Raw genomic sequence first — 25,436 nt, forward strand, 5'->3', positions numbered from 1 at the left:
CAAACGCCCCAAACGCTAGGTTCGGGGCGTGTTTTCTGATTTACAGCTTAACTACGTTCTCGGCTTGCGGACCGCGGTTGCCTTGAACAATATTGAACTCGACGCGTTGACCTTCATCAAGGGTCTTGAAGCCTTCGCTTACGATTGCGCTGAAATGCACGAATACGTCGCTGCCGCCTTCAACTTCGATAAAGCCAAAGCCTTTGTCTGCGTTAAACCATTTAACTGTTCCTGTTTCCATTGTAGAAAACCTCCTCATTTTTGAACATGACCTTATTATTTCCTTAAAAATAAAAAATCACATATTGCGCAAGGTTATGCACTCAAATCATAACCCTCTGCAATATGTGAGTTCAGGTCAAAATTCCAATGAATTAACCATATCATACTCCATTAAATAATGCAACACCATATTTAAACTTAATTTAAATGCTTTCATAACGAGGGGGTGACCAGATCTGTTCATTCCAGCCACGCTTCTTTCAGCGCCTTGATGCCGTCGTCAATGCGCTCCTCAAGTATTCCTCCGAAGCCAAGAATAAACGATGGCTCCGTACAGGCTGGCTGGTTCCACCAGGTATAGCCCATCGGAGCGATCCGGACATTGGCCTCCCTCGCCGCCGCTGCAAGCTCCTCCTCTGCGCCGCTGCTCTTGACGGTAAGCAGCAGGTGAAACCCGGCGTTCCTGCCGGACAGTGACGCCGTTTCTCCGAAATGGCGTTTCACCGACCGGATGACGGCGTCGTGCTTGCGCTCGTAGAGCTGGCGCATCCGGCGCAGATGCCTGCCGAAATGTCCCCGCTCCATAAAATCATGCAGCGCCATTTGATTCAGCCTGGAAGCCGAGTGCTCCAGGTACAGTTCGTTCTTCAGGCGGTAATAGGCCGGAAGGAGAGCTTCGGGCAGAACCATATAATGCAGGCAGAGCGCAGGCGACACAGATTGCGCGAAGCTGCCCATATAAACGACGGGACTGTGCTCCGCCAGTCCCTGCATGGAAGGAACCGGCCTTCCATGATAGCGGAATTCACCGTCGTAGTCATCCTCGATCAGAATGCCGCCGCTGTTCATCGCCCACTCCAGCAGCTGCATCCGGCGCGCAATCGGCATCGTCATCCCGCAGGGAAATTGATGAGAAGGCGAGACATACAGGACTTGCGCTCCGCTCCCGATCAGGTGCTCCACATTCAAGCCGTCCTTGTCCAGCGGCAGCGGCACGGTGCGAAACCCATGTCTTTGAAAGGTGGAAGGGACCAGATGATAGCCGGGGTCCTCGAACCCTAGACTGTCCGAACGCTCGCTAAGCATCAGGGCGAGCAGGGAGGACAGCGTATACTGGTCACCGCCGATCACAATTTGTTCCGGAGTGCAGCGAAGCCCGCGGAATTGGCGCAGATAAGAGGAGATGCTGTCCCGCAGGGCGGGTTCGCCCTGCGGATCGCCGTAATGCAGAATATCTCCCCGCCCTACCTGCTCCTGCAGCAGATTTCTCCAGATTTTATGCGGGAATAGGGTAAAGTCATTTTTGGATTGGTGAAAATCATAGGTATACTCCCGGTCATCCCGGGCTGTGACCCGATAGGACACCGGAGCGGCCCTTCGCGGTTCCGCTGAATCATAGGTGTGCATGGCCCGCACATAATAGCCGCTCTTAGGCCTGCTGGTGATAAAGCCTTCGGCGAGGAGCTGCTGGTAGGAGGTTTCGATCGGCGTGGCGCTGATATGAAGCTGGGCAGCGGCCGACCGGATCGAGGGGAGCCGCGCGCCTCCGGGAAGGCTGCCGTTCATAATTTCCCCCTTGAGGAATTCGTAGAGCTGAATATAGAGGGGTTCGTTTCCAGGATCATTCAAGCTGGGGAAGATCAGCATATCTTTTTCTCCTTCATCTGTCCTTTAAAATTTATCGGATTTGTACATTTTAAGGGATGCAGTTATGTAATACCATAGCATTATCTTAGAAAATGGGAGATGAACTTAATGCATGCGGCAGCCAGATTTTTGACGGGAGAACGGGTTTATTTACGCCCGATTAATGCGGAAGACGCGGAGTGGTACTATCATCAGCTAGAAGGCAGTGAGACGAGAAGACTGACGGGGACGCAGAAGATGTACACCAAGGAGCAGATCGAACGCTATGTTCTGGAAAAAGCGGATGATGCCTCCGCCGTGCTGCTGCTCATCGCTCTGAACGAAAATGACAAGACGATCGGCGATATCGCGATTCAGGACATCGACCGGATGAACCGGAACGCAAATATCCGCATTGCCGTAAGCGAAGAGCACCAGCAGGGCAAGGGCTATGGGAGGGAAGCGCTGCTGCTAATGCTGGAATACGGCTTCGGCATTTTGAATCTGCACCGGATTGAGCTTGAAGCATATTCGTACAACGAACGCGTGCTCCATGTGTACGAGAGACTCGGTTTTACGAAAGAGGGCGTGCGCCGAGAAGCTCTGTATTATGATCATGAATACCATGACATCATTACGATGAGCCTGCTGGAAGATGAATACAGGAAGAAGTTCCGCACTAAAGGTCAAAAAAGGTCAAATCAATCAATACACTAAAATTTTGCATTAAAAATGCCTGAAGACGCCGGAATTCGGCGTTTTTTGCGTTGAAATCGGTTTTGAGCATCAGAGGGGCAGGGTCTATAATAAAGGCATAAGGTCAAATAAAGTCAAAGTCAAGAAAGGGGAATGAAAGATGTTTGATTTGGTTCCTTTTGGTAAACGGCGTGAAGAGGCTTTTGGCCAACTGACCAAGTCCTTGAATGACATGTTCGGGGATGACTTTTTTGCTCCGTTCAAGAATTCCACTTTGTCTTTCCGTACCGATATCCGCGAAAGCGACAATGCCTACCATATCGAAGCTGAGCTGCCGGGCTTTGCCAAAGAAGATATCGCGATTGATTACACAGCGCCGTATATGACGATTAAGGCTGTGCGGAAGGAAGAAACCTCCGAGGAAAATCAAGGACGGCAGATTGTCCGCAAAGAACGCCGGTACGGCGAGTATGTGCGTAGATTTTATGTGCAGGACATCGAAGAAGGGGGCATCCGCGCTTCGCTGAAGGACGGATTGCTGATGCTTGAAGTGCCGAAGCGGCAGAAACCGCAGGGCAGACACATTGAGATTCAGGACGGCGAATAATGCCGAAAGCGGTAATGAAAGACATGTAAAGTGTTGAATAATATATACGAGGAGCGCATTGTAGATGGATTTCCGGCTATAATGCGCTTTTTTTAAAATATAAGACTGTATAAGCTCCGCGCCTATCGTTTGGTCTTATATTTCTACGAGAAACGGATGCCCTCCTCTCTTGCGAGGACGGCGCCGCCGTTTCTTCTTGGGAAGCGGTTCGAGCATTGACGCGGATTCGGATTACAGTGCCGGGAAAACGGGGAAATAATGAATAGAGGAGAAGGGAGGGGGCCCGGATGGCGGAATCCGATTTCTATAGTGTGCTTGGCGTCAGCAAGGATTCGCCCAAACAGGAGATCAAAAAGGCGTACCAGAAGCTCGCCAAGCAGTGGCATCCCGATGTGAACAAGGACCCGAAAGCGGAGGAACGGTTCAAAAAAATAGCCGAGGCGTATGAAACGCTTGGGAACGAGGAGAAGCGGAAAGCCTACGACGAAGCTCTAAAATACGGCTTCGGGCGCGGACCATCGGGCGGAGGAGCCGGGTGGGAATCGCCGTTCGGCGAGGGCTGGAACGGCAGCTATTCTTTCAGCGGCGAGGACATTCCGGGCGGCGATCTGTTTGAGATGTTCTTCGGCGGCAGGGGAGCGGACAGCCGGGCGGGCTTCGACTTTTTCTCGGGCGGAAGAGGTCCGGGAGCCAGCGGCATGGGCGCTATGGAAGGTATGGGCGGCATGATGGAAGCCCAGCTCGACATTACGCTGGAGCAGGCCTATAAAGGCGGCAGCGTCACCGTTCAGGCCGGAGGGCGGACGGTGACCGTGAACATCCCGCCGCGCTCGGGTGACGGTTCAGCGGTTCCTGTACCTGGAAGCGGAGAACGCGAACGCCAAGGAGTAGCCGATATACTGATCGTCCTGCATATCCGCGCCCATGACACTTATGAAGTAAGCGGCGGGGACCTGCGGGGAATCCTGCAAATTGCTCCATGGCAGGCCGTACTTGGCGGTGGAGCGAAGGTATCTTTGCCGGACGGAAGCGCGGTTAAGCTGAAGATTCCGGCAGGCATCCGGAGCGGCAGGACGCTGCGGATACCGGGTAAAGGGCTGAAGCGGGAGAACGGAACGAATGGCGATGTGCTGTTTGATATCGAGATCACGGTTCCCGAATCGGTAAGCGAGGCGGAGAAGCAGCTGTACCGGCAGCTTGAGCAGACCTCCGGTTTTCAGGCAGGGGCCAAGAAGCGGAGTACGGATTCCAGGCGCGGAAGGACAGCGGCCGGGTGAACGGATACAGCAGGCGGACTGAAGAACAACGATCCAAGAAGGGAATGAGGCAGAATGGACTTCAATAAATTAACGCAAAAGCTGCAGGAAGCGGTCGCTTCTGCGCAGTCGTTGGCTGCGGGGGCAGGTCACCAGGAAATCGATAACCCGCATCTGCTTAAAGAGCTGCTTGAACAGCATGAGGGGCTTCTTCCCCGGCTGCTGCAAAAGATGAACGTGCCGGTGAACGAACTGCTCCGCCGCACGGATGAGCTGCTCCGGCGCAGGGCCTCTGTCGGCGGCGCGGGTGCCGGAACGGTGCGGCGGTACGCCTCACCCGCGCTGATCGCCACGCTGGAACAGGCCGAGAAGGAAGCGGCGGCTATGCAGGATGAATTCGTGGCGGTGGAGCATGCCGTGCTGGCGATGGTATCCGGCAGCGGCGGGAATGCGGATATCCGCCGTATATTCGAAGCCCAGGGCGTGACGCGCGAGAAGCTGCTTCAGGTTCTGGCGGAAATTCGCGGCCACCAGCGGGTGACGAGCCGGGAGCCGGAAGCGACCTACGAGGTGCTGGAGAAATACGGCCGCGACCTCGTGGCCGAAGTGCGCGCGGGCAAGGTTGATCCCGTCATTGGCCGTGACGGCGAGATCCGCCGGGTCATCCGGATTCTCTCCCGGAAGACGAAGAACAATCCGGTGCTCATCGGCGAGCCGGGCGTCGGCAAGACGGCGATCGTGGAAGGCCTGGCCCACCGGATCGTCCGCCGCGACGTGCCGGAGGGATTGAAGGACAAGACGATTTTCTCCCTCGACATGAGCGCGCTTGTCGCTGGAGCGAAGTACCGGGGCGAGTTCGAGGAGCGGCTTCAGGCTGTCTTGAAGGAGATCAAGGAAAGCGACGGCCGGATCATCCTGTTCATCGACGAGCTGCACACGATTGTCGGCGCGGGCAAGACCGAAGGCGCGATGGATGCGGGCAACATGCTGAAGCCGATGCTGGCCCGGGGCGAGCTGCACTGTATCGGCGCGACGACGCTCGACGAATACCGCAAGTACATCGAGAAGGACCCGGCGCTGGAACGCCGGTTCCAGCAGGTCATGGTCAGCGAGCCAGACGTCGAGGATACGATCTCAATACTGCGCGGCCTGAAAGAGCGGTTCGAGGTGCATCACGGCGTCAAAATCCACGACAGTGCGCTGGTCGCGGCGGGTGTATTGTCGAACCGCTACATTACCGACCGCTTCCTGCCCGACAAGGCGATTGACCTTGTTGACGAGGCCTGCGCGATGATCCGGACGGAGATTGACTCCATGCCGGGCGAAATGGATGAAGTGACGCGGCGGCTGATGCAGATGGAGATTGAAGAAGCGGCGCTCAAAAAAGAGACCGACGACGCCAGTGGGCGCCGTCTGGAGTCACTCCAGCGGGAGCTGGCCGATCTCAAAGAGAAGCACCTTGAAATGACAGCCCGCTGGGAGAAGGAGAAGTCGGCCATTTCCGGCGTCCGCGAGCTGAAGAAAAAGCTGGAGCAGGCGCGCATGGATCTGGAGCGTGCCCAGGAAGAATATGACCTGAACAAATCGGCCGAGCTGAGCTACGGCATCATCCCGGGTCTTGAGCGGCAGGTAAAGGCGGCGGAGGAAGCGGCGCAGCAGGACGGCGAGTCACGGCTGCTGCGCGAGGCGGTAACCGAGGACGAAATCGCCGATATCGTCTCGCGCTGGACCGGCGTTCCCGTCAGCAGGCTCGTCGAGGGCGAACGAGATAAGCTGCTGCGGCTGGAAGAGACGCTGCATCAGCGCGTCGTCGGCCAGGACGAAGCGGTGTCGCTCGTGTCCGATGCCGTGCTGCGGGCGAGAGCGGGCATCAAGGACCCGAACCGGCCGATCGGTTCATTCCTGTTCCTCGGCCCGACCGGCGTCGGCAAGACCGAGCTGGCCAAGGCGCTGGCGGCGGCGCTGTTCGACCGCGAGGACGGCATGATCCGCATCGACATGTCGGAGTACATGGAGAAGCACAGCGTGTCCCGTCTCGTCGGCGCGCCTCCGGGATATGTCGGCTACGAGGAGGGCGGCCAGCTTACGGAAGCGGTGCGGCGCCAGCCTTACACGGTCGTCCTGCTGGACGAAGTGGAGAAGGCCCACCCGGACGTGTTCAACATCCTGCTGCAGTTGCTCGATGACGGCCGCCTGACCGACTCGCAAGGGCGGATCGTCGATTTCAAGAATACGATTGTCATCATGACCTCGAACATCGGCTCGCCTCATCTGATTCAGGGCACCGACGACAACGGCGATCTCACGCCTGCGGTCAAGGAGCGCGTCATGCGCGAGCTGCGCGGTCATTTCCGCCCCGAGTTCCTGAACCGGGTGGACGACATCGTCATGTTTAAGCCGCTGTCGCTTGATGAAATCCGGCAGATCGTCGGCAAGCTGGTGGACGGCCTGCGGGGACGTCTGGCCGAGCGCCAGGTCGGCCTTGTCCTGACGGACGAAGCGGTGCGCTTTATCGCGAAGGAGGGCTTCGATCCCGTGTACGGCGCAAGACCGTTGAAGCGGTTCATCCAGCGCAGCCTGGAGACCCGGGTCGCCCGGGCGCTGATCTCCGGCGAAGCGGGCGAAGGCTCCGTACTGAAGGTCGGCGAGTCGGACGGAGAACTGACGGTCGTAATCGAGAAGCCGGAAGCGGCGCCGATTGGCAAAGCGTAACACCGGCTCAGACATATCCTCAAACGAACAGGGACTTCCCGAAACCTTCAAGGTAAAAGGGAGGGCCCTGTTTTTTTGTGTGGTATATTATTTAACATCATATGAAATGAAATGAGAGGAAATCGCCGGATTTTATCCTCACAGGACAAGAAACCCCATTCGCTTTTGGTAAGAGGGCACATTGTCCGGGTTCTTTCTCCTGCGGTACCATGGGTTAAACTCATTATTCCGTTGCTTTCAGATGGAAATCGACTGCTATAACGGTGAACAAAAAATGGGATACTAACCAGGAGCATAGGAGGAACCCTCATGGCATTAATGCAGACATTGACTGTGCTTGAAGCGCTCGACAGTGCATTCGTGAACGGGGAGGCGGTGGGCAGACTGTTCGCCGGTTTCCCGGGAGTTTCCGTTAGCGTAACCACGGTGAAAGGCGACAAAGGCAGCACCGATTTTATTAAAATATTGATTCCGGGTAAGGATGGCAAAAGCAAGGGCGGCAGCGCCCCGACATTCGGTATTGTGGGCCGTCTCGGGGGAATCGGCGCGCGGCCGAGCCGGATTGGTATTGTCTCCGATGCGGACGGCGCGGTCGCGGCGGTCGCGTCCGCTTTGAAGCTAGCGGCCATGCAGGCTAAAGGAGATTCGCTGCCCGGAGATGTAATCATCACGACGCATATTTGTCCGGATGCCCCTACGCTGCCGCATGAACCCGTTGATTTCATGGATTCTCCGGTAGATATTCTTGTGATGAACCGCTATGAAATCATGCCGGAGATGGAAGCGATTTTGTCCATTGACACGACCAAAGGCAATCGGGTCGTCAATCATAAAGGTATTGCCATCTCACCGACGGTGAAGGAGGGTTATATTCTTCGCGTCAGTGAGGATCTTTTGCGTATTATGGAGATGACCACGGGCATTCCGCCCGTCACTTTCCCTGTAACGACTCAGGACATTACGCCTTACGGGAACGGATTGTATCATATCAACTCGATTCTTCAGCCGGCGGTTGCCACGGATGCTCCAGTGGTTGGAGTGGCTGTTACGGCGCAGTCTGTTGTTCCGGGATGCGGAACCGGCGCCAGCCATGAGGTCGATATCGCCTCGGCCGTACGTTTTGCGGTGGAGACGGCCAAGGAAGTGACGTCCGGCACTTGCAGCTTCTATAATCCGGAAGAGTTCAGCCGCATTACGGCGCTGTACGGTTCCATGAAGAAGCTTCAGACTCAGGGAGAAGGGACGCAGGTCGGCTGATGATACGCACGGGATTCGAAGCATCCGCCGCGCTGGGGATGATTACGATTGGACAGGCGCCAAGAAACGATGTCGCTCCCTACCTGTTGCGGCAGCTTGAAGGCAGAGCCAGGCTCATTCAGGCGGGAGTGCTTGACGGATGGAGCGAGGAGGAGATCAAGGACAGGCTTGCGCCCGGCCCGGGGGATTACGCTCTAACGTCCAGACTGGCGGATGGCGGTGCAGCCGTCGTTGCCCGCGACAAGGTGCTTCCCATCCTTCAAGAGAAGATTGACATTATGGAGGCAGAAGGCATCCGCCAGATTCTTCTGCTCTGCACCGGCGTATTTCCCGGACTGCGGACCCGTTCGTCCTTTCTGATCGAACCGGACCGGATACTTACCCCGGCGGTGGCCGCTCTTGCCGGCGGACGGCGTCTTGGCGTGATTTGTCCGCTGGAAGAGCAGGCGGACAGCCTGATGGACAAATTCGGCGAGTACGGGCTCCGACCCGTCTTCGCCGCCGCCTCGCCCTATACCGGAGTGGAAGAGGACTTCGAAAGGGCTGCTGGGGCCCTTCAAGGAAGAGCGGATGTTCTGCTGCTGGATTGCATGGGATATACGGAGCGGCACAGGGAGAGCATAGCCCACGCCTCCGGGCTGCCGGTTATTCTCTCCAACACGCTGATGAGCAAGCTCGTCTCCGAAATTTTGGTATAAAGGATGGCTTGGGATGAATGATAAAATTGCAGCGGCAAGCCGGAAGATGCTGGCCGATTGTTTAGGGCTGCGCGGCGGCGAATCTTTGCTGGTCGTTGCCGACGATGGCAAGCAAATGCTGGGCGAAGCGGTCCGCGCCGCCGGCGCTTTCCTTGGCGCGGAAGCGGTGCTGATGGTGATGAGTGAGCGGTCAAGGTCGGGAGAGGAGCCGCCGGCGGCTGTCGCTGCGGCAATGGAAGCGGCAAGCGCCGTTGTCTGCATCACCGAGTATTCGCTTACCCATACCGCAGCGCGCAAACGTGCTGCGGCTGCGGGGGCGAGGGTGGCGACGATGCCCGGCGTGACGGAGGATATGTTCCTGAACGGCGCCATCACGGCCGATTACCTGAAGGTCAAGGCCTTGACGGACACGCTTACGGCTAAGCTGAGCGAAAGCCGGAGCGTCCGCATTGAAAAGGCGGGGCATGCCTTAAGCTTCTCGATTGAGGGAAGGAACGGTGTGCCCAGCACGGGATTGTATCTGCTGCCGGGCGAATCCGGCAATCTTCCGTCCGGCGAGGCGTATATCGCTCCGGTGGAAGGAACCGCAGCCGGTTCTCTTCTGGCCGACGGCTCCGTGGCGGGCTACGGACCGCTGGCTTCTCTGCTGCTGCTGACGGTGGAGCAGGGGCGGCTGATAGCCGCAGAGGGAGACGGCGCGGATGCGCTGCTGTCGATGCTTGGCGAAGGAGACGGCCGTCTGCTCGGCGAGTTCGGAATCGGCACCAATGACAAAGCGCGGATCACCGGAGTGGTGCTGGAAGATGAGAAGGTATACGGAACCATTCATGTCGCCTTTGGCAATAATCATACCTTCGGCGGCCAGATTTCAGCAGGAGTGCATATTGATGTTGTCGTGAAAGAGCCGGATGTCTATCTGGACGACCAGCTAGTCATTGCGGCAGGCAATCTCGTTAGATGAACACGCCGCATGAAGGAGGAAGACCGCTGTGCTTGGAATAATCAGAGTAATCACGCTGCCGGATCAAAGGGACGCCGATTTGCACGGCGAGCTGATCCGGCGCAGATATGGGCTTGAAGTGACAAGCGCCTGTATTGAAGACCAGCCGGAAGGCGTCTTCGACGAGCGGACCGAGGAACTCGCCATCCCCAAGATCGTCCTGCTTGCCGGTGAGCTGGAGAAGAGGGGCTGCCGGGCCATCGGCATCAGCTGCGCCGCCGACCCCGCCCTGGCCGAATGCAGGCAGGCGGTGAACGTGCCGGTGCTTGGCGCGGGCTCCTGTGCGGCTCATCTCGGGCTTGCCAGCGTGGACAAACTGGGCGTGCTGACTATTCTGGAGGAGACGCCGCCGCTTATCCGCTCCATTCTGGGCGATGCGTATGTCGGGATGGAGCGGCCGGAAGGCGTTATGACCACGCTGGACCTCCGTACGGAAGCGGGCCGGGAAGCTTCCTTCCGCTCGGCGGTCAAGCTGGCCGAACAGGGAGCTGAAGGGATTGTGCTTGCCTGTACGGGCTTCGCCACGATCGGATTCGCGGAGGAACTGGAGCGGCGGCTTGGACTGCGGGCCTTCGATCCCATTTATTCGCTGGGAGCCGCGGCAGCCGTCTGTCTGTGAACCTGAGACTGCTGCCATATATGGAGTCTTCGCGTTCGCCTGGGGAACGCGCGTCATCCTGCCAACGCAACAAATAACGCGGAGTCATGCGCCTGTACTTGCGGGAAACCGCAATGTATGGGCGTATTTTTTTCAGCTTGAAAATCATTCCATTTTCCTTGCCCGTTATCTTTGTTAAACTAGCTCTCAAAAAGTTGCACTGCGGATCGCATTAAAACTTACGGGGAGGCCGACCACCATGGATAAAACAGGGATTACGATCGAGGAAGTGCTGGCAATTCCTATTTTACGGAATGCCAGAGTGCTTGCAGGAAGCCAGGGATTGAACCGGGTGGTTCAATTCATCGATGTAATGGAAGTACCCGATTTGAAAGGCTGGGTCAAGGAAGGGGTCCTGATGCTGACCACCGCTTATGCCATTCGCGACAATCCTTCGGAGCTCGCGGGATTGATCCGGGTACTGGACCAAGGAGGAGGAGCAGCTCTGGCCATCAAGCCCGCCCGATTTCTGAAGGGCATTCCGCAGGATGCGCTGGATGCCAGCGACGAGACGGGCCTGCCGCTCATCGAGGTCCCTTCTGAAATCCCATACACGGATATTACGAGGCCGATCATGGAGCGGGTGCTGGACCGCCAGGCGGCGCTCTTAAGGCGCTCGGAAGAGGTGTACCGGACACTGACCACGATGGTGCTTCAGAACAGTGGCATTCAAGCGGTCAGCGACAATGTGGCAGGTCTTCTCCGGGCGCCTGTTGCGGTGATCGACAACGAGGGGGAGCTTATCGTCTCCTCGCCAGCAGGCCAAGCGTGGGATCTGTCCCGGACGCCGCTCGAATGGGCCATTAACGTAGACCGCCGCAATGTCGCGAGGCTTCTGGTGGACAAGAAGGAGCTGGACGAGATGGAACTGGTCGGAATCGAACAGGCCAGGCTGGTGCTCGCGCTTGAACTGATGCGCAACAAAATTGTAGCGGATACGGAAATGCGCCTGCGCGGAAATTTCATCGACGAGCTGCTGACGCCTCCGGTTCCACCAAGGCATGAAGTCGAGCAGCGGGCCCGCAAGCTGGGCCTCAATGTGGAGCATTTATGGGAAGTGGCCGTGATTGAAGGCGAATGGGCAGCGGGTGAGGAGGAACTGCTGACTAGGCGCCTTGAGGAAGAAGCCAGAATCCGGCGCGTGTCCCCCCATGTGGAGTTTCGCTCCAACCGGGCCGTTCTTTTTTTGCCGAGTATGGAAATCAAACGGGTGGAGGACAACCGGAACCGGTTGATGCCATGGGCGGACACGCTGGAGGGATGGGCTTCGGACAAATTACCGGGGCTTACGGGAAGCCGGATTGGCCTGGGAGGACAAAAGCGTCTGTGGGAGATCTACGACAGCTACAACGAAGCCCGCAAGGCGCTTAACGTGTCCCGGCGGATCGGGCAAGGCAGATTTGTCATTCGCTATGAGGAAGTGGAGATCTACGATCTGCTCGGGAACGCGATGGAGGGCCCCGAATTCGCTGAGCTGTTCAATCGCAAACTGGGTAAACTCCGGCAGTACGATGAGGAGCATAACGGTGATCTTATGCGTACTTTTTTGTACTATCTGGAAAGCCGGGGGAGCCTCATCGATACGTCCAACCGCCTGTTTATCCACCGCAATTCCGTAAAATACAGATTGGAGCGAATTCGGGATATTACGGGTTTTGATTTGAACGATTCCAGGGAGCAGCTGGTCTGCCAGCTCTGCCTGATTTATTACTATATGCGCGTAAATCCGGTGGAGTAATCTGCCGTTTCCGGGATATAGTTTGTCGTTTTTTATATAAAAAAGAGGATTTTAAAATTTTATGTGTTATAAAATATGACACGACAGTGCCACATTCGTCCGCAGCAACCAAACAAACTGCTGCTTTTTTAGTTAAAGGGGACGTAGTGACTTGTCCGTAATCTTTGTAAAATGAGCACAATTACCTCGTAAGACAATTAACTTGACAGGCTGGGTCCTGCCGGCCGTGCAAAGGGGTTGATCCATTGTTAGTCTATTCGGTCCGCAGGCTCGGGCAGATGATCCCTGCGCTGCTGGGGATTATCCTGATAACCTTCATACTGTCCCGCGTGCTTCCTGGAGACCCGGCGGTGATGCTTGCCGGCGAGCAGGCGACCCCGGATGTTATTGAGAAAATCAGGCAGGATATGGGCCTGGACAAGCCGCTTTACAGCCAATTTATTGATTACCTCGGCATGCTCGCGCGTGGGGATCTCGGTGACGCTTACCATACCGGACATTCGGTCGCCAGCGATTTTGCCTCGCGGTTCCCGGCAACCGTCGAATTAACCCTGTTCAGCATCCTGATCGCCATTCTTGTAGCCATCCCTGTCGGCATTATCGCCGCAACCCGCAAAGAATCCGTGATCGACCATATTTCCAGGGTGTTCTCCCTGATCGGAGCCTGTGTTCCGATTTTCTGGCTCGGTCTGATTCTGATCTACATTTTCTATTCGAAGCTCGGCTGGGCGCCGCCCCCGATGGGACGGATCAGCGGGGACCTCAATCCGCCGACGGACATCACCGGATTGTATGTTCTGGACAGCCTGCTGTCAGCGGACTTCGTCGCTCTAAAGAGCAGTATTATCCACCTTCTGCTTCCGGCCATCTGCCTCAGCACCGGGACAATGGCCATAGTGGCCCGGATGACCCGCTCCAGCATGCTGGAAGTGATCGGCCAGGATTTTATCCGGACGGCCAGAGCGAAGGGGCTGCGGGAGTCGATTGTCATCTGCAAGCATGCGCTGATCAACGCCCTGATTCCGACGCTGACCGTGCTCGGTCTTCAGTTCGGTTATCTGCTGGGCGGCGCGGTGATTACGGAAACAATCTTCTCCTGGCCCGGGGTCGGCGGCTATATCACCGATTCCATCCTGGCGGCTGATTATGCGCCCATTCAAGCCTTCACGCTGGTTAGCGCGGTGCTGTACTGCTTGATTAATCTGGCGGTGGATTTGATTTACGGGCTGGTCGATCCGCGTATCCGTTATGAATAATTCTTACAGAAGGAGGTGCTGCGGCAGTGACAGTCATGTCAACGACAAGTTCTCAGGGGCAGTCGGACTCGGCTCCTAAACCGGCGGGATTCCTTCGGCTGCTGCTTAGGAACCGCCTCGCGGCGATCGGGCTAAGCTTTATCGTGCTGTGGACGATCGCCGCTATCGTCGCCCCGTGGATCGCTCCATATAATCCTTACGTCCCCGATATGGCCGCCAAGCTGCAGCCTCCGGGCGGAGCGCATTTGCTGGGCACGGACAATTTCGGCAGAGATATTTTGAGCAGGGTGCTGTATGGAGCGCGCATCAGCATTTGGACGGGGCTTATCGCCGTGAGCATTTCGTTTGTCATCGGCGTGCCGCTCGGCGGCATAGCCGCTTATTACGGAGGCAGAACGGAAACCATCATTATGCGTCTGCTCGACGTATTGCTGTCCTTCCCTTCACTGGTGCTCTCCATGGCGATCGCCGCTTCCATCGGTGCGGGCTTGTTCAGCGCGATGATTGCGGTGGGCGTGGTGGGCATCCCCGAATTCGGGCGGCTGATGTACGGCCAGACGATATCGCTGCGGGAAAAAGAATATGTGGAGGCCAGCCGGTCCATCGGCGTTAAAGACAGCGTCATTCTGCTGCGCCACATCCTCCCCAATGCGCTGGCTCCGCTGCTGGTTCAGGCTACACTCGGAATGGGCTTTGCCATTCTGACCGCATCCAGTCTCAGCTTTCTGGGCCTTGGCGTCAAACCGCCGACCGCCGAATGGGGCGCCATGATCGCGGAAGGCCGGGAATATATCATTTCCGGGGAATGGTGGCTCGTGACCTTTCCGGGGCTTTCCATCGCAACGGCTATTTTGGGCTTCAACCTGCTTGGCGACGGACTCCGTGACGTCATGGACCCGCGGCTCCGTTCCGGCAGATAAAAGAAAGCGGGTGCCGCCTCACCGGCGGGCCGTCCCGCGAAAGAGAAATATCCTTCGGTTATCAGCAATGCAAATGATTGATAAAGGGGAAATTCGAATGAAAAAAATGACCAAACATCTTACCCTGCTGCTGGTTCTGTGCGTCGTTCTGGCCGGCTGTGCCCCCAAATCCAATCCGCCGGCCTCAAGCGCGAGCCAGAGCCCCGGCGCGGATAGCGGCGCAACCGCGCAGCCGGCAGCCGCTTCATCGACTCTTACCGTAGCGTTCTCCGAAGGAGGAACGACACTCGATCCCGCCGAGGCGAGCGACCTGACCTCCGACACCTTCGTCATCGCCGCTTACGACCAGCTCGTGACCTATGGAGTCAAAACCGTGGATGGCGCCGACGTCGCCAACACGGATGAGATCAAGCCGATGCTGGCGGAAAGCTGGAGTGTATCGGACGATAACCTGACCTATACTTTCAAGCTCCGCAGTGGCGTTAAGTTCCAAAGCGGCAACACGGTGACGGCGGATTCGGTCGTATACACGTTCGACCGCGTGAAGAACTCGAAATCCGGCAGCTTCCTGTACGGGATGGCCGATATTAAGACGGTCACCGCCAAAGACCCTTCCACCGTTGAAATTGCTGTGAACAAGCCGAACCATATGTTTATGCAGATTATCGCCCTCTACAATTTCTCTATTGTTGACGATGTTGCCATGAAGGGCAAAAGCGCGGATTACCTTAAAACTAATACCGCAGGCTCCGGTCCGTTCGCAGTGGAGAAATGGGACCCGGCGAGTGAAGCCGTGCTTACCGCCAACGCCGACTACTGGCAGGGGGCGCCGAAGCTCAGCAAGGTTACGCTGAAATTCACCAAGGAAGCCTCCAACCGTGTGCTGCTGCTGGATAAAGGCGATGTGGACATGGCCATCGAAATTCCGGCCAAGGATGTTTCCTCCCTGCAGGCGAACAGCGCCCTCAGCGTGAAATCCAATGCCAGCAACCGCATCCTGTTCCTTGCGCTCAATAACAAAGTCAAGCCTTTTGACAACGTAAAGGTCCGTCAGGCGATTGCTTACGCGATTCCTTATGATCAGCTGATCAACGATGTTATGCACGGTCAAGCGAAACAGATGAAGAGCGCCGTTGCCAGCAACACGCCGGGATACACCGACAAGGGCTACACGTACGAGCATAACCTGGATAAAGCGAAGCAGCTGCTTCAGGAGGCAGGTTACGGAAACGGGTTCAGCTTTGACCTGACACTGGGTTCGGGCTTCCAGGATTGGGAAGACGACGCGGTGCTCATTCAGGCCGAGCTTGCCAAAGTCGGAGTGACGATGAACATCAACAAGGTAGCCCGGGCTCAGTTCCTGGAGATGCAAAAGAAGAAAAATCTGACCGCCTATATCTCGAAATGGACCTCCTTCGTTAACGATCCCGGCTATCACCTCGGATTTTTGATGTACGGCAAAGGTTCGTCCAACTATAACAATTACAGCAACGCCGAAGTAGACAAGCTTTGGGAGCAGGCCAGCGCGGAACCAAATGCGGATGCGCGCAAGCAGCTGTATGAGAAAGCCCAGGAGATTATTACAACCGAAGCGCCATGGAGCTATCTCTACGAATACAACCGGATCGTCGGCATGAACGCCAAAGTCAGCGGTTATGTCTATTACCCGGATGAGATTATCCGCTTCTACCCGCTGTCCAAGAACTGATAATTATAGGGAATCCTTCACGGTTTCTTAAAAATAGAGCGGCCGAGCCGGATGCAAATGCCGGTCCGGCCCTCTTTTCCATAGCAAAAGCCTGAGCAGTCGCAGGCAATCATTCAAAGGAGTTGTAGCCGGTTATGAACTGGAGACAAAAGGTGCTTGATGAAATCGATGCCCGTCAGGAGGAGCTTCTTGAACTTTGCTCGAAATTTATTCAGTTTCCAACGGAGAACCCGCCCGGGGATTCGAGAGACATCAGCGATTTTATCATAGAGTATTTGGCGAAATCCGGGATCGGGACGACGGTTCACGCCGCCACTCCGGAAATGCTGAATTTGGTATCAACCTATAAAGGAAGCGGCAGAACGGGCTCCGGCAAAAAGCTGATCTTCTGCGGCCACACCGATGTCGTTCCCGCCGGCGATTTGGACCGCTGGGATTTCGATCCCTTCTGCGGGGAAATCCGGGACGGCTACCTGCTGGGACGCGGAGCCTCCGACATGAAGGCGGGGCTGGCCGGGGTGCTGTTCGCCGCATCTCTGCTGGCGAAGCTTGGCGTTCCGCTGGGAGGCGACCTGACGCTGCTTGTTGTACCGGACGAAGAGACCGGCGGGCATCTCGGCGTTCCTTGGGTACTGGAGCGGGGACTGGTGGAGGGTACGGCCGCGGTTATCGCCGAGCCGTCCGGTCCGCTGAACCCGACGATTGGGCAAAAAGGAAGCTGCTGGTTCGAATTTACCGTCGAGGGGACGCCGGGACACGGCAGCCTGTCGCCGGTCGTCGGCGAGAGCGCCATCGTGAAGGCCGCAAAAGGGATCGAAGCGCTTCAGCGCTTGTGGGATATCGAACCGAATATCCCCGAAGAGGTCAAGAGCATTATCGCGATTTCCCAGCAGTATGCCAAGGAACGCGAGCCGGAAGGTCTGGCTTACCAGGTGTTCGATCATGTTAGCGTCAATATCGGCACCATTCAGGGCGGCACTAAAGTCAACGTGGTCGCCGACCGCTGCACGGTTCAGGTGGACTCGCGCGTTCCGTTCGGCGTTGACTATCGTCAGGTGATGGACCGCGCGGGATCGCTGCTGCTGGAGGCGGGCATCGAGACCGATATTAAGCCGTTTGGTTTTCAGGGCAATGCCAACTGGACGCCACCGGAAGAGCCTGTGGTGAAACATCTTGTGGACAGCATCTCCGAGGTCAGCGGCGAGGAGGCATACGGAGTTCTGCAGTGGGCATCCAGCGATGCGCGCCATTTCCGTACGCATAACATTCCCGTGCTTCAGTACGGCCCGGCCGAGCTGTCCACTATCCATTCGTTTAACGAAAAAGCGCCGGTCTGGCAGATTATCCGGTCCGCCAAGGTTTATGCGCTGACGGCGCTGAAATATTTGGGCGTGGAGGAAACGCCGAACGCGTAGGGGAACCGTACTGCTCCCGAAGCCCGGCGGATTATGAAACTAAGACCTGTCATAACGATCAGAGCAACAAGAAGGAGGGGGAGTCATGCCCGAACTGCTGGAAGTATCCGGACTGAGAACGGAATTTAAGACCTCCGGAGGGATGATCCGGGCGGTAGACGGCGTCGATCTTCGCATCAAAAAAGGCGAGACGCTCGGCATTGTAGGCGAATCGGGCTGCGGCAAGAGCATCACTTCGCTGTCGATCATGCAGCTGCTTCCCCTGAAAATCGGCCGGATTTCGGCCGGAGAGATCCGGTTTGAGGGCAGGGATCTCCTGAAAGCCAGCCGCCGGGAGATGCGCGGCATTCGGGGCAACCGGATTGCGATGATCTTTCAGGAGCCGATGACCTCGCTGAATCCCGTCTTCAAGATCGGCAAGCAAATCTCCGAGGCCGCCAGGTACCATTTGAAGATCGGCAAAAAAGAAGCCTGGAAGCGCTCGGTGGAGATGCTGACCAAGGTGGGCATCCCACGGCCGGAGAAAATTGCGGATCAGTATCCGCACCAGCTGTCCGGCGGCATGCGCCAGCGCGTTATGATTGCCATGGCGATGATCTGTAACCCGACGCTGCTGATTGCCGACGAGCCTACAACCGCGCTGGATGTCACCATTCAGGCTCAAATTCTCGATCTGATGCGAGAATTGCAGGAAAAGGAAGGGACCTCGATCCTGATGATTACCCATGATCTAGGCGTGGTCGCCGAAATGTGCGACCGTGTCGTGATTATGTACGCCGGTCAGGTGGTGGAAGAGACGGATGTCGCCACGTTGTTCAGTGATCCGAAGCATCCGTATACCCAGGGGCTGCTGGCTTCGCTGCCGCAGCTTGCGGGAGACGCGGATCGTCTGCAGTCCATCCCGGGACAGGTTCCGAATCCGCTGCATATGCCTTCCGGCTGCCGGTTTGCCCCGCGCTGTCCTCACCGGTTCGAGCGGTGCGAACAGGCTGAACCGCAGCTGCTTGAGGACGAAACGGGACATTCCTGCCGGTGTTTCCTATATGAGAAGCGGGAGGTGTTGTCATGAGCACGCTCTTGGAAGTTCGCGATTTAAAGAAGCACTACCCGATCCGCAAAGGTCTGTTCTCCAAGCAGACCGGGGCCGTAAAGGCGGTGGACGGCGTCAACCTGACCGTGCTGCGGGGCGAGACGCTGGCCGTGGTCGGCGAGTCGGGCTGCGGCAAGTCTACGACCGGCCGGGCAATTCTGCGGCTGATCGAGCCGACAGACGGTTCAATTTTGTTCGATGGCACCGATGTGCGCTCGCTCGGACCGGAAGCGCTCCGGAAAATGCGTACGCAAATGCAGATGGTATTCCAAGACCCGTATGCCTCATTGGACCCGCGCTGGACCGTCAGGCAGACACTGGAGGAGCCGTTCGCAACGCATATGCCGGAGCTGGCCGGGGCGGAACTGAAGGGCCGCGTCGCGGAGCTGATGGAGGTGGTGGGGCTTTCCCCTTACCATGCCCATAGGTACCCCCATGAGTTCTCGGGCGGGCAGCGCCAGCGGATCGGCATTGCCCGGGCGCTGGCCATGAACCCGAAGTTTGTAGTCTGCGACGAGCCGGTGTCCGCGCTGGACGTGTCGATTCAGGCGCAGGTGCTAGGCCTTATGCAGGATTTGCAGGAACGGTTCGGACTGACCTATATGTTCATCTCGCATGACTTGTCTGTCGTCAAGTTCATTAGCGACCGGGTGGCCGTTATGTATCTGGGCAAAGTGGTGGAGCTTGCGCCGACCAAGGAGTTGTTCGCGAACCCGCTGCATCCGTATACGAAAGCGCTGATGTCGGCGGTTCCGGTGCCGGACCCGGCCCAAAGACGAGAGCGTGTGATTCTGCGGGGGGATGTTCCAAGCCCCGAGAATCCGCCGCCGGGCTGCGCTTTTCATACCCGCTGCCCGGTAGCGACGGATATTTGCAGACAGGAGGTTCCGGCGCTCCGGGAGATTTCTCCCGGGACGCAGGCGGCTTGCCATCATGTGTGAAGCCAGCGCATAATTGGGATAAGACAGGATTAAGGGGTTGCCCCATAAGTAGTTTTGAGACTACTGAGGGGCAGCCCCTTCTAATATTTCCCGCTAAACATGCTTCATTAACTGTTTCTTAAACCCTCTCTGGTCAGTGGAATAACCGATGGATTCATAAAATTTATGCGAGGATTCACGTTTGCTTTCGGATACCAGTATGACATATTTGCAATGTTGGATTTCCCCAAAATCCTCAAGCGCTTGCATAAGCAGCTTTCCTACCCCTTGACCCCGGTACTGAGGCAGTACGACTACGTTTTCGATCAGCAGAAAAGAATTGCAATCACCAACAAGGTCGTAACAAGCAATTCCCATCGCAGTGCCGATCACTCTGTCTCCGTCGCAGGCGACGGCAACATAATAGTCAGGATTAGCGGATATAACTTCAAGCTGTTTTTTCATTGCGGTTAGATTAGACTCTTTGCCATTAAAGTCAACGAATAACTCGGAAAGTCCTGCAATATCATCGATTTCGGCTTTTCTAACTGTAATATGCTTCAAAGATAGCACCTCCCATGATTTTCTGAATTATATTACCATATTATAGGAGGGTGGTTGGACAATCTTTAGCTAGGGAGAAAAAGATGTTCGGCGATCATCCCCTTGAAATGGAGTTCGGCGCTGCCATTCGCACAGAAATACAGGGTTTTCCCTAGGACGGTAAGGCAGTGGGATAGCCCTGTTTTGTTGCTCGAAAGAAACCTTTAACGCCGTTCATCGTCTAATCAGATGGGATATTTTTGAAATTATTTGGGGAGGCAAGTATATGACGGTTAAAAAAATGCCGAAACCGGCAGTATGGCTGGCAGCGTTCGCTTTCTTGGCGGCAACGGTTATCATTCCGGTCCGGGATGTCAAAATTTCTGCCGCCGGCGCGGAAGCCGTCGTGCCAGCCGCTTCGGCACTAACGGCATCCGGCGCCGTGAGTTCCACGGATGCGGTCCGGTTGAACTTGATCAAGCATGAGATGAGAATTAATCTATCTGGCGGCGAAGCGTCGCTGGATGGAAAGGCTGTCAAGGCGGCTACGCCTGTAAAGCGAAACGGCCGATTGTATGTACCGCTGCGCGCGCTGGGCGAATCGGGAGCGGTATCCTCCGTTGACTGGAATTCCGCGAAACGGCAGGTTCGGGTCGTTTCGCGGCGGGCAGAGCTGAATTTCCGCATCGGCTCGATCCGGGTATATGATAGGCAGGGCAAGGCTCTGCCGGCGGAGAACTTTACGATTCCGGCGCCGCTGTTAGTAGGCGGCACGGCCTATGTTCCAGTGCACGCGCTGGCCTTCTTCGGTCTGTCGGCAGGTACGGAGAACGGCCAGCTTTTCTGGAGATGGAGCGAGAAGAAGACGCAGGTACTGCAGCCGTACTGGGAGACGGGAGAAGATCAGGCAGTGTTTACTGTACTCTACGCCAAAGAGCTGTATGCGCCGGGAGCCGGATCTCCAATCGGCTCGGGGGTCTGGTTCAGCTCGGTAGGGAAGATTGTGGGGAAGGACATCTCTCTGGACGGATCGCTCTATAACCGTATCCAGCTGTCCATGCCGCTGGAGCCGGGCATCAACCCGGTCGAGATCAGTTCCATAGGGATGGCAGCGGCAGGAATCCGGATCAGACGCAATGTAAGCGACCCGTCCGCGATTCCGGTGAATATTACAGAGGAAGGGAAAGAATTTTTGACTCTGGAATCTCCGGCAGGCGGCTACCTTAAACTTAAGTCCGGAGACTCGTTCACGATTTCGGGCAAATTGATCAATCCGCCCAATCTGGCTATCAATAAATTGACGGTTACGATTCAGCGCTATGTACCGGATGCGAGGGATATAAGAAAGGATTTTACAACGGTTTCCACAAAGGAAATTCCGGTGAAAAACGGGATGTTCAGCAGGAGCGTAACCTTCTCTCAGTCCGGTTCATATCGGATTTATGTAAACGGCTTGTCCTATACGACCTTCCTCGGATATGGCCCGGATTCCGTTACCTGGGCGAACCTGTCGGCGGAAGTGGCGGAATAAGGGCAGTAAATAGCTCGGAGGCCGGATCTGCTAATCAATCGCTCCAAGAAACCACTGGCCCTGAGCATTTTTGACAAAATAGAAGTATAGATATTGGTCGCTTACCCCGGCATCCTGCTTGACTTTGTCAATGATTTGAACCTCTATACGGCTCGCATGATCCTGCCTAACGGTGCCGAGCTGATTGAGAGCATAGTCACGGTTTAACAAATATAGCTGGGCGCTGCCCGATCGGTCGTCGGCAAACACGTTGCGGAACGCTTCCGTGTCCTTATTGGCCATGGAGGTTAGCGCCGTTTGCAGCAGTCTTTTTATCTCTTCGTTTAATAATGGTTCACTGCTCTTCTCCACGTTGACAAATATTCCAGCTTTAAAAAAATCGGGCGGCTCCTTTTGGACAGGGGTAGAATTTGGGCTGGGGCCGCTGCTCTCTTGTATGCCGGTAACATCCGGGAGGTCAGTATAACGTCAGCCAGCAATCCGACAAAGCCGGATAAGAACCATTTTCTCATTGGTCTACACTCCCTCGTCGATTCTAGCCCCTACAACAGCTCCCCCCGCTTTTTCAAGTACCTGTACAGCGGCACGGCGGACAAGGCGCAGAGCAGGGCGCACAAGCCGATGAACACATAGCCCGCTTGAAGCCCGAGCAGCAGGCCGTTCTCGGCACCCCGGCTTGAAGCGACAATGTCCTTGATGCCGGTAATGATTGCGCCGATCAGATAATTGCCGATGACGCTGGACACGCCCATCAAGGTGACAATGAACGTAATGGCGGTGTCGCTGCCCTTACGGTAGCGCTGTGCGATCAGCGCCATCACGGTAGGATAGATCGGTGCGATGCCGATGCCCGCCGCCGCGAACAGGAACGCCCCCGGTTCACCAGCCGCGATGGCGGCGAAGGTGAGCAGACCGGACAGGGCGGAGAAGACGATAACCGACAGCGTAAAGCCGATTTTATCGGTGACGGGACCGAGAAACAGCCGGGCGAAGGTGAAGCAGAGGAAGAAGACGGACAGCATGCCCGCCGCAGCGGTTCCGCTCCAGCCGTAGGCTTTTTCCAGGAAGTTGACCAGCCAGCCTCCTACCGCCATTTCGGAAATGACGCCGAAGGACAGAATAGCGATCAGCATCCAGATCACGGGATCGGCAGCGATCGTTCGCAGCGGAATCCGGTCATCCTCTGTATTACCGCCGCTTGGGAATTTGCCCGCAATCGCCGGAATCATCGGCAGGACGGCCAGCGACAGAATGAGCAGGTAAACATCCCGCCAATCGATAGCCCGGCCGCCAATCGACAGCGTCATCAGCCCCGATGCGATCATCGGCGCCACGGTCGAGCTGAGCCCGTAGAAGAAATGGGACAGGTTCATCATCGTCCCGGTATTGCGGACAAAAATCCGCGCGCCGAGCACGGCCAGCCCGATTTCCAGCATTCCGTTGCCGATGTACATCAGGAAGAAGGAGCCGGAGAGCGCCGGATAGCTACGGGACAAGAAGATCAGCACGCCGGATACGACCATGGAGCCGAACGACAGCAGGCAGACGGCCTTGATACCGATTTTGCGGATCAGGTAGGCGGTGAAGGAGCAGGCCAGTAAATAGCCGAGCGAGTTCAGTGACAGCAGCGTGCCGATGCGCATCTCGTCAAGACCCATTTCGAGCTGGATGCGGGGAATGGCCGGGCCTTTGATATTTTCTGAGAAGCCGAAGATCAGAAATCCGATAAAGACGGTGAGCAGCTGAAAAATATATATGCGTTTGGACGAAGCGCTTGGAGGCGCTTTGGTTTGACTGAGTTCTTTTGGCAGAGTATCCAATGAATTCCTCCATACAGAAGTAATCCGGCCGGCCGCAAGGCGGGGCAGCCAATCTTTAGTATTATACACGGCACCGCCTGTCCGGGGAAAGCGCCGACTCTAACTTGAACCGATTTAGTGTCGCAGTCCCCCACCTCTAAGCCAACAGTGAAGGTGGGGGTTAGACACGTTCGCTTCACCAAACATACGTTCTTGTGTTATACTAGATCCATCAAACTTGTGATGGAGGCGCATCTCATGAAGGTGGTTAAAACACTCAAACATCCAATCACGTCTCACCACCGCATGCTGGATGCGACTCTCCATGTGTATCAAGAGGCGCTGTCGTTTTTGATTGCGGTCATTCAAGAGCAGTTTATGGCTTTAGAATCGTTATCCACCCAAGCGGTGGTGACGGCGGTAGAACGGCTGACTCACCGTACCAGGCATAATCCGAATCCGTTCTACGCCGAGTTCGATCAACGCTTTTACAAGTTTCCTTCGTACTTCCGCAGGAGTGCCATTGCAGAAGCGTTTGGCATTGTGAAAAGTCATAACTCCCGCTTTCAGCTTTGGCAAGCCGAGCGGCAACACGCCCAGCAAAAAGGGAAACGCTTTTCGAAGAAACCGCCGACACTTGAGGCTCAGCATCAGGCGTTCCCTTGCTTCTATAGAGGCAATATGTTCATCAGAACCTCCGATCGGGCAGCCAACATCAAGGTGATTTGGTATGGCTCCCCATTACCTTTAAGGGGCAAGACCTATTTAAACGTAACGTGTGGAGCATGAAAGAATGCAGCCCCACATTAGTCCGAAAAGGAAAACGCTATGCCCTTCATATCGCCTATGAAGGGGATGTGAAGTTGACTCAGGCGGAACGTTCCAAGCAGCGGGTGTGTGCCGTTGATTTGGGATTAACGAATTCTGCAGTCTGTTCCGTGATGGATGCTAGCGGCACTGTCTTGGCGAGGACATTTATCAACCAAGCCAAAGAAAAAGACCGGATGCGCCAAATCACAGGCAAACTGAAACAAGCCCAGCGTCAATCCGGCATAGGCGCAAAGCCGAATTTCTGGCGGCGGATGAACGGCTTACAGACGCATATCGTCCACGATACCGCGCATCAAATCCTCGCCTTTGCCCAAAAGCACAGCGCAGATGTCATTGTCATGGAGTATTTAGGCAAGATGCGTCTGCCTAAAGGAACGTGGGGAGCCAAGCGGCTTCGAGCCAAAGTCCAGTTTTGGGCCAAACGGCGCATCCAAAAGAAAGTGACCGAAATGGCGCATTTCCTGGGGATGCGGGTTTCCATGGTCAACCCTGCGAATACGAGTGCGCTTGCTTTTGATGGCAGTGGATTTGTACAACGAAACACGAAGCGTGATGTTGCTGTATTCCAAACAGGTAAAACGTATAACGCGGACCTTAATGCCTCGTATAACATCGGCGCACGGTACGTGCTGCGCAACCTACACAAAGCCACATCTGAAAAGATGTGGTTGTCCTTGGAGGCAAAAGACCCTTCATTGGCAAAACGAACGTATTGGACGTTGGCTTCCCTCATTCGGGTGCAATAGGCGCTGAGCCTTCAATCATGAAGCTCGCAGCGTGTGCAACCCTGTATCGATGCCAACAGAAGCCCCCACTTCATGCGTAAGCTAAGTGGGGGAGAGTTCACTATTTCGATAATCATGAAACATGAAACCGATTAGGCCGTATAAGCTGATCATAAGGCGAAATGGCTGCTGTGGCCATTATTCGCAGGTTGCGTTCATCGTTTTTGT

Annotated in this window: 23 protein-coding genes; 18 read left to right on the forward strand and 5 right to left on the reverse strand. The window is 56.0% G+C overall.

The genetic code is table 11. The annotated features are described in order from the left end of the window. Positions 1–40: 40 nt before the first annotated feature. On the reverse strand, positions 41–241 hold the full coding sequence (locus tag PDUR_RS01340) for a cold-shock protein (RefSeq protein WP_025332779.1): 201 nt from the start codon (positions 239–241) through the stop codon (positions 41–43). 221 nt (positions 242–462) lie between these two features. Continuing rightward, entirely contained in the window at positions 463–1,869 is a 1,407-nt protein-coding gene (pdxR, locus tag PDUR_RS01345; RefSeq protein WP_042204746.1) for a MocR-like pyridoxine biosynthesis transcription factor PdxR, read from the reverse strand. A 108-nt stretch (positions 1,870–1,977) separates the two neighbouring features. Between pdxR and PDUR_RS01350 the strand changes: the two genes are divergently transcribed. From PDUR_RS01350 to PDUR_RS01420, 15 genes are all read left to right on the forward strand, one after another. Then, positions 1,978–2,565 carry a GNAT family N-acetyltransferase gene (locus PDUR_RS01350; RefSeq protein WP_233277456.1) on the forward strand — a complete coding sequence of 196 codons (588 nt, stop codon included), beginning with the start codon at positions 1,978–1,980 and terminating at the stop codon, positions 2,563–2,565. A gap of 139 nt (positions 2,566–2,704) precedes the next feature. Further along, the gene (locus tag PDUR_RS01355; RefSeq protein ID WP_042204749.1) at positions 2,705–3,151 is read left to right on the forward strand and encodes an Hsp20/alpha crystallin family protein; all 447 of its coding nucleotides are present in this window, start codon (positions 2,705–2,707) and stop codon (positions 3,149–3,151) included. 287 nt (positions 3,152–3,438) lie between these two features. Beyond that, on the forward strand, positions 3,439–4,428 hold the full coding sequence (locus PDUR_RS01360; RefSeq protein ID WP_052409896.1) for a DnaJ C-terminal domain-containing protein: 990 nt from the start codon (positions 3,439–3,441) through the stop codon (positions 4,426–4,428). Between the two features lie 54 nt (positions 4,429–4,482). Continuing rightward, positions 4,483–7,119 carry an ATP-dependent chaperone ClpB gene (gene clpB / locus PDUR_RS01365; protein WP_042204750.1) on the forward strand — a complete coding sequence of 879 codons (2,637 nt, stop codon included), beginning with the start codon at positions 4,483–4,485 and terminating at the stop codon, positions 7,117–7,119. 309 nt (positions 7,120–7,428) lie between these two features. After that, the gene (locus PDUR_RS01370) at positions 7,429–8,376 is read left to right on the forward strand and encodes a DUF1177 domain-containing protein (RefSeq protein ID WP_042204751.1); all 948 of its coding nucleotides are present in this window, start codon (positions 7,429–7,431) and stop codon (positions 8,374–8,376) included. Next, a complete protein-coding gene (locus tag PDUR_RS28445; RefSeq protein WP_042204752.1) occupies positions 8,376–9,074 on the forward strand; it encodes an AroM family protein in 699 nt (232 codons plus the stop codon). Before PDUR_RS01370 ends, PDUR_RS28445 begins: the two co-directional genes overlap by 1 nt. Positions 9,075–9,087: 13 nt before the next feature. Then, positions 9,088–10,035: an aminopeptidase gene (locus PDUR_RS28450; RefSeq protein ID WP_042204753.1), complete on the forward strand. Its 948-nt coding sequence runs from the start codon at positions 9,088–9,090 to the stop codon at positions 10,033–10,035. Positions 10,036–10,063: 28 nt separating this feature from the next. Next, positions 10,064–10,693, forward strand: a complete 630-nt coding sequence (locus tag PDUR_RS01385) for an aspartate/glutamate racemase family protein (protein WP_042204754.1) — start codon at positions 10,064–10,066, stop codon at positions 10,691–10,693. A 238-nt stretch (positions 10,694–10,931) separates the two neighbouring features. Beyond that, positions 10,932–12,470: a PucR family transcriptional regulator gene (locus PDUR_RS01390; protein WP_042204755.1), complete on the forward strand. Its 1,539-nt coding sequence runs from the start codon at positions 10,932–10,934 to the stop codon at positions 12,468–12,470. Between the two features lie 245 nt (positions 12,471–12,715). Next, positions 12,716–13,726 (forward strand): ABC transporter permease, encoded by a 1,011-nt coding sequence (locus tag PDUR_RS01395; RefSeq protein WP_042204756.1) that lies wholly within the window; start codon positions 12,716–12,718, stop codon positions 13,724–13,726. A gap of 35 nt (positions 13,727–13,761) precedes the next feature. Continuing rightward, entirely contained in the window at positions 13,762–14,646 is an 885-nt protein-coding gene (locus PDUR_RS01400; protein ID WP_042208951.1) for an ABC transporter permease, read from the forward strand. Positions 14,647–14,743: 97 nt separating this feature from the next. Further along, positions 14,744–16,354 carry an ABC transporter substrate-binding protein gene (locus PDUR_RS01405; protein ID WP_042204757.1) on the forward strand — a complete coding sequence of 537 codons (1,611 nt, stop codon included), beginning with the start codon at positions 14,744–14,746 and terminating at the stop codon, positions 16,352–16,354. A gap of 134 nt (positions 16,355–16,488) precedes the next feature. Then, complete coding sequence (locus PDUR_RS01410; RefSeq protein WP_042204758.1) at positions 16,489–17,769, forward strand: M20 family metallopeptidase; 1,281 nt, start codon at positions 16,489–16,491, stop codon at positions 17,767–17,769. A gap of 85 nt (positions 17,770–17,854) precedes the next feature. Next, positions 17,855–18,838, forward strand: coding sequence for an ABC transporter ATP-binding protein (locus PDUR_RS01415; protein ID WP_042204759.1), 984 nt, complete (start codon positions 17,855–17,857; stop codon positions 18,836–18,838). Then, positions 18,835–19,800, forward strand: coding sequence for an ABC transporter ATP-binding protein (locus PDUR_RS01420; RefSeq protein WP_042204760.1), 966 nt, complete (start codon positions 18,835–18,837; stop codon positions 19,798–19,800). The genes PDUR_RS01415 and PDUR_RS01420 overlap by 4 nt, the downstream gene beginning before the upstream one ends. A gap of 93 nt (positions 19,801–19,893) precedes the next feature. Here the strand turns inward: PDUR_RS01420 and PDUR_RS01425 are convergent, their stop codons facing one another. Next, positions 19,894–20,343 (reverse strand): GNAT family N-acetyltransferase, encoded by a 450-nt coding sequence (locus tag PDUR_RS01425; RefSeq protein ID WP_233277457.1) that lies wholly within the window; start codon positions 20,341–20,343, stop codon positions 19,894–19,896. Between the two features lie 265 nt (positions 20,344–20,608). On the opposite strand from PDUR_RS01425, the gene PDUR_RS01430 reads away from it, so the two are divergent. Further along, entirely contained in the window at positions 20,609–21,853 is a 1,245-nt protein-coding gene (locus PDUR_RS01430) for a stalk domain-containing protein (RefSeq protein WP_042204761.1), read from the forward strand. A gap of 30 nt (positions 21,854–21,883) precedes the next feature. Here the strand turns inward: PDUR_RS01430 and PDUR_RS01435 are convergent, their stop codons facing one another. Further along, entirely contained in the window at positions 21,884–22,204 is a 321-nt protein-coding gene (locus PDUR_RS01435) for a hypothetical protein (RefSeq protein ID WP_042204762.1), read from the reverse strand. A 191-nt stretch (positions 22,205–22,395) separates the two neighbouring features. After that, the gene (locus PDUR_RS01440) at positions 22,396–23,673 is read right to left on the reverse strand and encodes an MFS transporter (RefSeq protein WP_407944275.1); all 1,278 of its coding nucleotides are present in this window, start codon (positions 23,671–23,673) and stop codon (positions 22,396–22,398) included. Between the two features lie 237 nt (positions 23,674–23,910). Between PDUR_RS01440 and PDUR_RS29580 the strand changes: the two genes are divergently transcribed. Next, positions 23,911–24,441: a hypothetical protein gene (locus PDUR_RS29580; protein WP_233277458.1), complete on the forward strand. Its 531-nt coding sequence runs from the start codon at positions 23,911–23,913 to the stop codon at positions 24,439–24,441. Then, positions 24,429–25,229, forward strand: coding sequence for an RNA-guided endonuclease TnpB family protein (locus PDUR_RS29585; RefSeq protein WP_233277459.1), 801 nt, complete (start codon positions 24,429–24,431; stop codon positions 25,227–25,229). The genes PDUR_RS29580 and PDUR_RS29585 overlap by 13 nt, the downstream gene beginning before the upstream one ends. Positions 25,230–25,436 lie beyond the last annotated feature (207 nt).

This window comes from Paenibacillus durus, assembly GCF_000756615.1.
Taxonomy (GTDB): domain Bacteria; phylum Bacillota; class Bacilli; order Paenibacillales; family Paenibacillaceae; genus Paenibacillus_AQ; species Paenibacillus_AQ durus.

Excerpts from the sequence above, each read along its gene's own strand:
- PDUR_RS01340 (WP_025332779.1), bottom strand. The coding sequence starts at position 241 with ATGGAAACAGGAACAGTTAAATGGTTTAACGCAGACAAAGGCTTTGGC.
- pdxR (WP_042204746.1), bottom strand. The coding sequence starts at position 1,869 with ATGCTGATCTTCCCCAGCTTGAATGATCCTGGAAACGAACCCCTCTAT.
- PDUR_RS01350 (WP_233277456.1), top strand. The coding sequence starts at position 1,978 with ATGCATGCGGCAGCCAGATTTTTGACGGGAGAACGGGTTTATTTACGC.
- PDUR_RS01355 (WP_042204749.1), top strand. The coding sequence starts at position 2,705 with ATGTTTGATTTGGTTCCTTTTGGTAAACGGCGTGAAGAGGCTTTTGGC.
- PDUR_RS01360 (WP_052409896.1), top strand. The coding sequence starts at position 3,439 with ATGGCGGAATCCGATTTCTATAGTGTGCTTGGCGTCAGCAAGGATTCG.
- clpB (WP_042204750.1), top strand. The coding sequence starts at position 4,483 with ATGGACTTCAATAAATTAACGCAAAAGCTGCAGGAAGCGGTCGCTTCT.
- PDUR_RS01370 (WP_042204751.1), top strand. The coding sequence starts at position 7,429 with ATGGCATTAATGCAGACATTGACTGTGCTTGAAGCGCTCGACAGTGCA.
- PDUR_RS28445 (WP_042204752.1), top strand. The coding sequence starts at position 8,376 with ATGATACGCACGGGATTCGAAGCATCCGCCGCGCTGGGGATGATTACG.
- PDUR_RS28450 (WP_042204753.1), top strand. The coding sequence starts at position 9,088 with ATGAATGATAAAATTGCAGCGGCAAGCCGGAAGATGCTGGCCGATTGT.
- PDUR_RS01390 (WP_042204755.1), top strand. The coding sequence starts at position 10,932 with ATGGATAAAACAGGGATTACGATCGAGGAAGTGCTGGCAATTCCTATT.
- PDUR_RS01400 (WP_042208951.1), top strand. The coding sequence starts at position 13,762 with ATGTCAACGACAAGTTCTCAGGGGCAGTCGGACTCGGCTCCTAAACCG.
- PDUR_RS01405 (WP_042204757.1), top strand. The coding sequence starts at position 14,744 with ATGAAAAAAATGACCAAACATCTTACCCTGCTGCTGGTTCTGTGCGTC.
- PDUR_RS01410 (WP_042204758.1), top strand. The coding sequence starts at position 16,489 with ATGAACTGGAGACAAAAGGTGCTTGATGAAATCGATGCCCGTCAGGAG.
- PDUR_RS01415 (WP_042204759.1), top strand. The coding sequence starts at position 17,855 with ATGCCCGAACTGCTGGAAGTATCCGGACTGAGAACGGAATTTAAGACC.
- PDUR_RS01420 (WP_042204760.1), top strand. The coding sequence starts at position 18,835 with ATGAGCACGCTCTTGGAAGTTCGCGATTTAAAGAAGCACTACCCGATC.
- PDUR_RS01430 (WP_042204761.1), top strand. The coding sequence starts at position 20,609 with ATGACGGTTAAAAAAATGCCGAAACCGGCAGTATGGCTGGCAGCGTTC.
- PDUR_RS29580 (WP_233277458.1), top strand. The coding sequence starts at position 23,911 with ATGAAGGTGGTTAAAACACTCAAACATCCAATCACGTCTCACCACCGC.